Source organism: Streptomyces kanasensis (assembly GCF_043077165.1).
GTDB lineage: Bacteria > Actinomycetota > Actinomycetes > Streptomycetales > Streptomycetaceae > Streptomyces > Streptomyces changanensis.
Genome location: NZ_JBIBSF010000001.1, coordinates 313542 through 322543, shown reverse-complemented (window position 1 = coordinate 322543; position 9002 = coordinate 313542). Strand labels below are relative to the sequence as shown.

The 9002-nt window shown below is 74.1% G+C and carries 7 protein-coding genes; 4 read left to right on the top strand and 3 right to left on the bottom strand.

Translation table 11 applies throughout. The annotated features are described in order from the left end of the window. Positions 1-156: 156 nt before the first annotated feature. Together ACF053_RS01355 and ACF053_RS01350 are read right to left on the bottom strand one after the other, a co-directional pair. Complete coding sequence (locus ACF053_RS01355) at positions 157-2088, bottom strand: protein-arginine deiminase domain-containing protein (protein ID WP_391951874.1); 1932 nt, start codon at positions 2086-2088, stop codon at positions 157-159. 248 nt (positions 2089-2336) lie between these two features. Continuing rightward, on the bottom strand, positions 2337-2531 hold the full coding sequence (locus tag ACF053_RS01350) for a hypothetical protein (protein ID WP_391951873.1): 195 nt from the start codon (positions 2529-2531) through the stop codon (positions 2337-2339). A 301-nt stretch (positions 2532-2832) separates the two neighbouring features. Here ACF053_RS01350 and ACF053_RS01345 point away from each other — a divergent pair, with 301 nt between their 5' ends. The 3 genes from ACF053_RS01345 (at position 2833) to ACF053_RS01335 (ending at position 6217) form a co-directional block, all read left to right on the top strand. After that, positions 2833-3048, top strand: coding sequence for a hypothetical protein (locus ACF053_RS01345; RefSeq protein ID WP_391951872.1), 216 nt, complete (start codon positions 2833-2835; stop codon positions 3046-3048). Between the two features lie 786 nt (positions 3049-3834). Next, positions 3835-4608 (top strand): methanogen output domain 1-containing protein, encoded by a 774-nt coding sequence (locus tag ACF053_RS01340; RefSeq protein ID WP_391951871.1) that lies wholly within the window; start codon positions 3835-3837, stop codon positions 4606-4608. 1 nt (position 4609) lies between these two features. Continuing rightward, on the top strand, positions 4610-6217 hold the full coding sequence (locus tag ACF053_RS01335; protein WP_391951870.1) for a SpoIIE family protein phosphatase: 1608 nt from the start codon (positions 4610-4612) through the stop codon (positions 6215-6217). A 56-nt stretch (positions 6218-6273) separates the two neighbouring features. Here the strand turns inward: ACF053_RS01335 and ACF053_RS01330 are convergent, their stop codons facing one another. Then, positions 6274-8256: an outer membrane protein assembly factor BamB family protein gene (locus ACF053_RS01330; protein WP_391951869.1), complete on the bottom strand. Its 1983-nt coding sequence runs from the start codon at positions 8254-8256 to the stop codon at positions 6274-6276. Positions 8257-8494: 238 nt separating this feature from the next. On the opposite strand from ACF053_RS01330, the gene ACF053_RS01325 reads away from it, so the two are divergent. Continuing rightward, positions 8495-8890 carry an antibiotic biosynthesis monooxygenase family protein gene (locus ACF053_RS01325; RefSeq protein WP_391951868.1) on the top strand — a complete coding sequence of 132 codons (396 nt, stop codon included), beginning with the start codon at positions 8495-8497 and terminating at the stop codon, positions 8888-8890. Positions 8891-9002 lie beyond the last annotated feature (112 nt).

The window sequence follows — 9002 nt, the reverse complement described above, 5'->3', positions numbered from 1 at the left end:
GGGCCTGGACTTGATAATACATGTTAAGGGGGCTGCGGGGGGAGTGTCGCGGTGGCCCCGCGGGCCCCCCCCCCCCCCCCGGGGGGGCGGGGGGGCGGGGGGGGGGCCGCCCGGCCCGCCCCCGCCCCCCCGACCGAGGCGTGGCACGCCTCCCGGTCAGCGCCTCCACCAGGCGTCGGCGGTGCTGCGCAGCGTGTTGGTGCCGCAGTGCACCTCGCCCATGCCGAGGTGGTAGGTGTACCAGTCGTCGATGTACGACACCCGCATCCCCGCCGTCGTGTAGGCGGCGGTCACCGCGTCGGTGAAGACGTCCTTGCCGCCGATGACCGGGCCCCACTGGCGCGGTGCCAGGTAGCGGTCCCGGGCGAGCAGGATGCCGTTGACGGCGCCGGGCACGTACGCGCTGGTCATGACGGTCTCCGCGGTACCGGCGCGGTCCGTGCGGCGCGTCAGCTCCCGCTGCTGCCCGTACTCGCTGACCGCCTCGGGCACCTGGCCGGCTCCCAGCCGCGTCAGCCGCGGGACCCGGTCCCCGCGCTCGGCCTCCTCGGTGCCGCGCGTGTACAGGGCCGGCACGCGGACGACCTCGGCGTCCGTCACGCCCGTCTCGCGCTGCAGGACGGCGAGGTTGGCCCTGATCCGCTGGGCGGCCATGGTGTTGTCCGCGACGAGCCACCGGGAGGCAAGGGCCTGGTCGATGGTCTCCTTGGGCGCGGGCGTGTCCTTCGTCCCCGGCACCGAGAACATCCGCACCTTGCCGTGCCCGGCCTTCTGCGCGTCACGCAGCAGCTTCAGCCCCGCCTCGGGGTCGGCGATGCCGATCTTCCACCCGCGCGGGGTGTCGGCGGGCAGGAACTGCACGAACTCGTCGACGTGGCCGACGTGCAGCCACGACGTGTCCAGCAGCAGCGGGTCCTGCATGCCCTGGGAGGCCAGCAGCGTCCGCATGGCCTGTGCGGGCTTGGAGCCGTAGTCCTTGCGCTCACCCATGATGATGCGCCCGGCGGGGAAGGAACGGCCGCCGTGGGTGTACGGCGGGACGGTCTCGAGGTTCCCCATGGAGTTGAGGGTCCACTCCTCGGACTCGCGGACCCCGGACACCTGCACCACGCCGACGCCGCGGCCGCGCAGCTTCTCGAACAGCTCGCGGCCCGACTCCCGGTCCGGCTGCGCCGAGCGCAGCATGACGCGGATGACCTGCCGCCGGCCGTCGACGGCGGGCATGCTCACGTACCCGGGCTCGACGAAGTCCTGTGCCCACACGTCCTGGTACTTGTCGAACGTGAGGAGCGGCGGGGTGATCCCGGCGGACTTCACCTCCTGGGCCAGCCCGGCGACGAACGCCTGCTGGCGGCGCGCGTAGTCGTCCTTGCCGGGCACCTTCGTCACCATCAGCTGCTGGGCGGCCTGGAGGTGGTGGTGGGTCAGCAGCGGCGCGACGCGCAGGGTGACGTCGTCGGTCGTGGTCCGCCCGCCGGGCACCGTCACCGTCAGGCGCAGCACGGCGCGCCCGCCCCACGCCTTCGCGTCGCGGACGACGTCGGTGGCCTCCGCGCCGAACTCCACCCCGGCGCGCAGCTCGGCGGCGGTCAGCCGGGTCTTGCCGGTGACGAGGGCCCACCCGGAGGTCCGCTTGACGAAGACCCGGGTGTTCTTGGCGCCGGCCCGGAGGGTCAGGGTGCCGGTCGCGGTCGCGGGGAGGTTCGCCATGGGGACGGAGCGGACCCGTGCCAGGTCGGAGGCGTCGGCACCGCCGTTGACGACCGCGTCGGCCGCGTCGTTGCAGGCGGCGAGCGCGGCGTCGGACAGGGGCCGGCCACCGGGGCCCGCGGCGGGGCAGCGCTTGGTGTCGTCGTCGATGTTGGGGAGGAACACGGCGCCGCGGTCGGCGGTCCACCCGTCCTCGCCGGCCGTGTCGGTCGTCCCGGTGACGTCGACGCGGCCGTCCCGGTCCACGTCCGCCCGCAGGTCCACCGGGGGCGGAACCGGTGCGGCGAAAGCCGGTGTCGTGGGCGCCAGTACGGCACCTATTGCGGTCAGGGCGAGGGTCACTCGTCTCGCGTTGCTCGTAACCACCGTGCGTCCCATCGTGAAAGTGGCGGTCTGACGACCAGCAAGAGTCGATGGGGACGCGTCGCGTTGCCTGTGCCGCGGTTTTCGCCGACCGTTGGCCGGTTGGCGAGGGGTGGTGCTGCGGGTGCGCCGGGCCGTCCGGGCCGTCCCGGGCCGTTCGAGCGGTCCGGGCACTCGGTCGGTGCGGCGCGGTCGGTGCGGCGCGCGGGACGGCACCGGCGCGGTGCGTGCCCCCGACGCCCGTGGCCGGGGGCACGCCCGGGTCAGGCGACCCGGAGCTCACACTTGCGGTAGACGCGGATGCGGCCGTGCACGGTCACCGGCGGCAGGTCCGCGAACGTCAGGCACCGGGCCCGCTGGCCCAGGCTCACCGCTCGTATGTCGATGACGGGCCGCCCCACGTGGTCGGAGAAGGGGACGACGTCCCCCAGGCGCAGTTCCCACGGGTGCACGTCCACCGCCACCGTGTTCACGGGCGGGCGCGGCAGCCCCGCGCTGAGGGCGGGGGCCTCCCAGAAGGGCGATTCGTTTCTGCTTTGAACGATCCATGAGGGTCTCACCCCGCAGGACTACCCACCGCGCCACGCGAAGGCGCCCCGGGGAACGTGACGGGAGGTGTGCGCCCCGGGCGCGCGGGCATCCACCACGCGCCCCGCCCCCCACACCGTATCGGTCACAAGACCTTCACAGACTTGCGGCCATGGCCGCGGGGACCCCGGCAACCCGGACTACACCACCCATTTCCTTCCGGGAGACGCCGTGTTCCTCTTTGGCATCCTGCTGCCGCCCTTCCTCCTCCTCGCCGTCGTGCTGCTCGGTCGGTACGAGGACCGCATACTCGCCCCGCCGGCCCCGTCGGCGCGGCCGGCACCGCCCGCCCAGCCGCGGCACGCCCGCCGTGGTCACCTGCGCCTCGTCCACTCGCGGGAGCCGGGCGCGGCGCGTTCCCGCGGTCACGGCCGTCACGCCGCCTGACCCGGGCGGGCGTTTGTCACGGGTTCCCCGCGGACGACCGTCCACCGGCCGCCGCCGCACCCCGAGTGCCCCCTCCGCACGACCGCGAGCAGTGCCCCTTCTCGCGGTCGTGCGGAGGGGGCACCGCTGCGTCACCCCCCCCCGCTGCCCGCTGCCCTGCTGCCCCCGGTGCGGGAGCGCCGTGGGCCGATGGACGCCCTCGGACCGGTGCGATCCGCCTTCCTTCCCGCGACGCTCCGGCCGGCCGGAGCGGGCCGCCGTCGGAACCCTCCGCCCGGCTCCGGTGTCCGGTGGCCGAGGGGGCACATCGGCCACCGGGCTCCCGGCGGGGGGCCGGGCGTGGAGATCGCCGGACTCCGGTTGGGGAAAGCGTCGTTCCCCGCAAGCGTCGTCCCCGGCACCCGGCGGACGCGTCACCGTACGGCCCGACCCGCTCGCCCCCGAGCGGTGCCGGCACGTGCGGCCCGGCCGGGTCGACACGCTGCACGCCGGCCGGTCGCCGGCCGGGACGGCGGTCATCCCGGAAGTGCGTCCCCCAGCACGGCTGATCCACCACTCCGACCCCATCCGCCGCACACGGACCAGGGATCCGCGGTCGGTCTCCCGCGGTGGTGGAGGCGGGGGAACGGCCACCGTCCGAAGCGCCGCGAGGGGTCCGCACCGGACCGGCGGGAGGCATTGTCCCATGTCCGGACGGTCGTGTAAGCGAGGGTTCAACAACCTGTGAGCGGCGTCCTATGCTCGGAGGAACGGGGTCACGAACCCCGGGCGACCGCGCCCGGAGTCGTGTACGCGCCGGCAGGCCGCACGGTGCTCCACTGCGTACGGAAGGGGGCGGCCCTGAAGTCGGCGAAGGAACTCGACGTCGCGTTGGACCGCGACGTGTTCATGCGTGGCCTCATCCGGGAACTGGCGAGTTCCCTGGAGTCCGTCGTCGGGCTCGAGGAGGCGTCGGGCTACATCAGCCTGGTCGGCCAGTCGGTCGGCTCGCACATCAACGAGGCGTACACCACGGCCCTCGAGGTGCCGCGACTCACCCGTGAGCAGGTCGCCGACGTGCTGGTCGACCTCAAACTCCGCATCAAGGGCGACTTCTTCGTCATCTCCCAGGACGACGAGAAGATCGTCCTCGGCAGCCGTAGCTGCCCCTTCGCGGAGAAGGTGCTCGGCCGCGAGTCCATGTGCATGATGACGTCCAACATCTTCGGCACCATCGCCGCGCAGAACCTCGGTTACGCGCGGGTCGACCTGGAGGAGACCATCGCCCGCGGCAGCTCCGGCTGCCGCGTGGTCGTGCACCTGCGGCCCGACCTCGACGTGCTGGACGAACCCGGCCGTGAGTACTTCGGCGACGCGCGGACGCCCACGGCGGACGGCGACGCGGGGGTGGCCGGGGTGGCCGGGACGTCCGTAACCACCGGGACGACCGGCACGGCCGGTGAGCCCGGGGCCCCCAGTGCGGCGGCGCCCGCCACCGGTGAACCGGGTGCGAGCGGTGAGCCCGGTGCACCGGGAAGGACCTGCACCGGCCGAGCGGCCCCCACGACGACGGGCGGATGAGATGGACCTGTCCGTCTTCCACGCCGTCGCCCGGCCCCTGCCCCACGCCGTCATGGTGTGCACCGCCTCGGGACGGATCCTCGCCGCCAACGCCGCGACCCACCGCACGGTCGGCGGCATGCGCCCCGGAGCACAGCTGCTGGAGCTGGTGACCGACGCCGACGAGGTGGCCGGGCGGCTGCGGCAGTGGCTGCGCAGCGGATCCCCGCTGCCCGGTGTCATGACGGTGCGCGACGGCAAGGGGCCGCCCGTGCGCCTGCGGTGCCACGGCGCCCGCGCCGCCTGGTGGCGCGGCGAGGAACCAGCGGTCCAGATCCACCTGGCGCGCCTCGACGTCAGCGACCGGTTCGTGGCCCTCAGCCAACGGGTCCACCTCATGGACCGGCAACTGGCCTACCGGCACGCGATCGCCGAGGAGCGGGACCGGCTGCTGCGCGCCGAGACCGCGGCCCGCGCCCGCATGCAGCGCCTGTACCGGCTCACCGCCGCACTCGCGGCCAGCGGGAACCTCACCGACGTCTGCGACGCGGTCCACCGCTGCGCACCGGCCGCGCTCGACGCGGTGGAGGTGACCCTGGAGCTCCACGTGCGGCGCGTCGTGCCGTCCCTGGGCCCCACCGACACCCTCCCGAACCCGGCGACCCCCTGGATCGACCTCGACGAGCGGTCCGGCGCCCCGCCGCGCGCACCGTTGCCCGCGACGGGACGGCGCGTCCCCCTGGAGACGGAGGGCATCCACCTGGGGAGCCTCGCGGTCCACCACGCGCCCGACGCCGAACCCGACGTCGAGCACAGCGTCGCGATCGCCCAGCAGATCGCCCAAGCCGTCCGCCGCGCGGGCCTCTTCGAGCACGAGCACCGCCTCGCCGAGAGGCTCCAGCGCAGCCTGCTGCCCCGCCTGCCGCACGTCCCCGACCTCGACATCGCCAGCGGCTACGCCCCCGGCACGCACATGGTCGACGTCGGCGGGGACTGGTACGACGTCCACCTCCTCGACGACGACACCGTCGGCTTCACCATCGGCGACGTCGCCGGCCACGGCATCGCCGAAGCCACCGCGATGGCGCAGATCAACACCGTGCTGCGCAGCATCGCCCGCCGCCACGGCGAACACCCGCCGACGATCATGGCGGAGCTCAACGACTTCCTCGGCACCTACCACGAGGGCCGCATGGCGACCGCCTGCTACGCCGCCTACCACCGTCCCACCCGTACGCTGCGCTACACCAAGGCGGGCCATCCGCCGCCCCTGCTGATCGGCGCGGACGGCACCACCCAGTACTTGGAGGGGGCGTTGGCCCCGCCGCTCGGCCCCGTGCCGTACACGGAGTACCCGCAGGCCGAGATCGCCATCCCGGCCGACGCCACGCTGCTCTTCTACACCGACGGCCTCATCGAACGGCGCGGCGAGAGCCTCGACGTGGGGCTCGAACGCCTCGCCCGGACCGCCCGCACGACCGCCGGTCTCGACGCCCGGGGCACCTGCGACCTCCTCCTCCACCAGCAGCCCGACTCGGACATGCCCGACGACCGGGCGCTGCTGACCGTCCGCTTCCCGCCCGGCCCGGACGGTCCGCCCGGGTCCCCCGGCCCGGACGGTCCGGCGTGAGTCGGGGGCCGGGACGGCCGCAGCGGGGCCGCGCGGACGCGGCCCCCACCGCACGCTCAGGAGGTGAGCAGGGGTGGCGCACACGCCGGGTCGAGGCGAAGGCGCGCGAGCTGGCGGTCGACGAGCGTCCAGGCGTGCCAGCCGGCCGGTTCGAAGGCGAGCTGCGGGTCGGTGTGCCACTCGTCGCCGAGCCCCGTCGCGAGCTTCCGGGGCGCCGCCAGGCCGGGGCCCAGCAGGAAGACGTTCCCGCCGTCGAAGTACGTCGAGGTGACCACCTGGCCCTGGTGGACCTCGATCTCGCCGTAGCCGGACAGGGCGCCGTGGCGCAGGACCTGACGGGTTTTCAGGTCCATGACGAACCAGCCGGCGTTGCGCTTGAGGACCCCGTACAGCAGGCCGTCGTGGACCTTGACGTCCTGCAGCGTCCGGTTGTCCGGCAGCGGCTCGGTCTCCCAGAGCACCTTCTCGGTGGCCAGGTCGAAGGCGGCGACGGCGGCCGTGCTCCGGGTGGCGACGGCCGTACCGCCGCCGAGGACGTCACCGCCGACGTACACGACGCCGTTCGGGCCCGCGCTCAGCGTGGTCAGCCCCTGGTCGCGGATGACGTCGACGAACACCTTCATCGTGCGCGCCACGGGGTCGATGACGGTCAGCGCGCCCTTCAGGTTAGGGCCGGGCGGCACGGACGCGACCAGCAGCTTGCCGGTGGCGGGGTCGTACTCCATGTCCCAGGGGCGCTGCTGCCCGTGTCCCAGCGCGCCGAGGGACCGCACCCGGTCGTCGTCGCGCGGGTCGATCTCCAGGATCTCGCCGCTGGGGTACAGGGCCGCGTAGATCCGGTCGCCGACGCGGGCCATGGCCTTCGGCTCGCCCGGCACCCAGATGCGGCGGGACGTGCGGGTGGCCGGGTCGTGGACGGTGATCCCGAAGTGGCCGCCCACCCAGACGGTGCCGTCGGTGTGGAGCAGGACGGAGTGGGGGCGCTCGGCGCCCACGGTGAGGCCGGCCGCGACCAGGTCGGTGTGCGCCGACCTGCCGGTCGTCAGGTCCATCGTCCACACCCCGCCGCTGCCGGCGAAGCCGGTGAGGGTGGTGCCGTCGACGGCGAGGTGCCGGGTCTCGTCCTGCGGCTTGCCGGTGCCCACGAGCGTCGGCGCCGCGTCACCGGTGCGGTAGGAGAAGACGTGACCGGCGGGACGGGTGGAGACGTACGCGGTGTAGTCCGGCGCCACCCCGATCGAGTCCGCCGAGTTGCGGCCGAGCGACACCTTGCGCACGTCGCTGCCGTCGGTCTTCATGTCGTACAGGGTGGAGCCGCTGCCGGCGCGCAGCCGGGTGCGACCGACGGAGACGGTGGAGAACCCGGTGTCGCCCTGTGCCAGCAGGCGCACCGCGCCGGTGGACCGGTTGACGGCGAGCAGCTGCTTCGTGTCGAGGAGCCCGGCGTAGACGTGGGTCGCGTCGGCGGCCACCGCGCGCACGTGGTGCTCGCCGGTCGCGAGGGACCAGCTCTTGGCGGCCCCGTCGGCGGGGTCGTACTCCCACACCCGCCCGTCGGGGTTGGTGCCGGCGTAGATCTTCCCGTCCGGCGCCGCGGCGAGGCTCCAGATGGTGCCCCTCGCCCCGCCGAGCGTCTTCAGGTACTGCGCCTTGCCCGTCGCCGGGTCGAAGCGGTAGAGGAGCGGTGCCGGGTAGGTGCCGACGTAGATCTTGCCGCCGGAGACGACGGTGGCCCACGCGCCCTCGGGGGCGACGGTGCCCGGCCAGTCGGTGAGGGGCACCTGGCGCACGATCTTCTTCGTCGCGAGGTCGTACTCGGCGAGGATCGGCGGGGTCTGACCGCGGGTCACCACGTAGCCGCGTCCCTCGTGCACGACGGCGCCGACTATCGCCCCGGAGACCGAGGCCGCGCCGAAGCGTTCCACCCCCGTTCCGGCGCAGTCGGCGGCGGCTGCCGCGTGCGCGGGCGCCATCGGCGAGACGACCGCGAGCAGTGCCGCGAGGAACGGCACGAGCCAGCGGAGTTTCCGAGGTTTCACAGGTCCTCCAGGAGAAGTCGTCAGGGAGGGGCGTCGGCGCCGGGGGCGGATGTGCGGCCGCGGACCCGGGCCGGTGGCGCTGCCGCGCCGTCACCCCCGCCCCCATTGTGGCGATCATGCCGGGGGCCACCCCCCGTCGCCCCCGCCGCCCCGTCCGCCGGCGCGGGGAACGGACGGGCTCCGACGGGCCGTTCGGGGTCTCGGACGCGGCGGTGCGGGGCGGCTATAGAGTCGACCCATGGCCTTAGACAACCCGTCGGTGACCGCGCCGGGAACTTCCGTCACGTTCATCAACGTCTTCGAGATAACAGCCGAGCACCTGGACGCCTTCGTCGCCCGCTGGGAGGAACGGGCGGCGCTCATGAGTGCCAAGCCGGGGTTCCTCGACTCCCGCCTGCACCGGGCACGTTCGTCGGAGAACCGCTTCCAACTGGTCAACGTGGCGCATTGGGAGAGCCAGGAGGCGTGGGAGGCGGCCACCGCCGACACGCTCTTCAGGGAGCGCACCGAAGCCGCGCGTGACGACGCGACGACCCCCATCACGTCGAGCGCGGGTCTGTACGACGTCGCCGTCGAGTTCCGCACCGTCACGTCACCACCGGACGACCGGACCGGTACGACGGGCGCGACCTGACCGACTCCCGGCCGGCCCCTGACCGGCAGGGTCCGATGCGGCCGACACGACCCGATCGTCGGTCCGCGCGGACGGGGGTGCCGCCGTGGGGGAGCGGCGGCGTGGCAGCGGG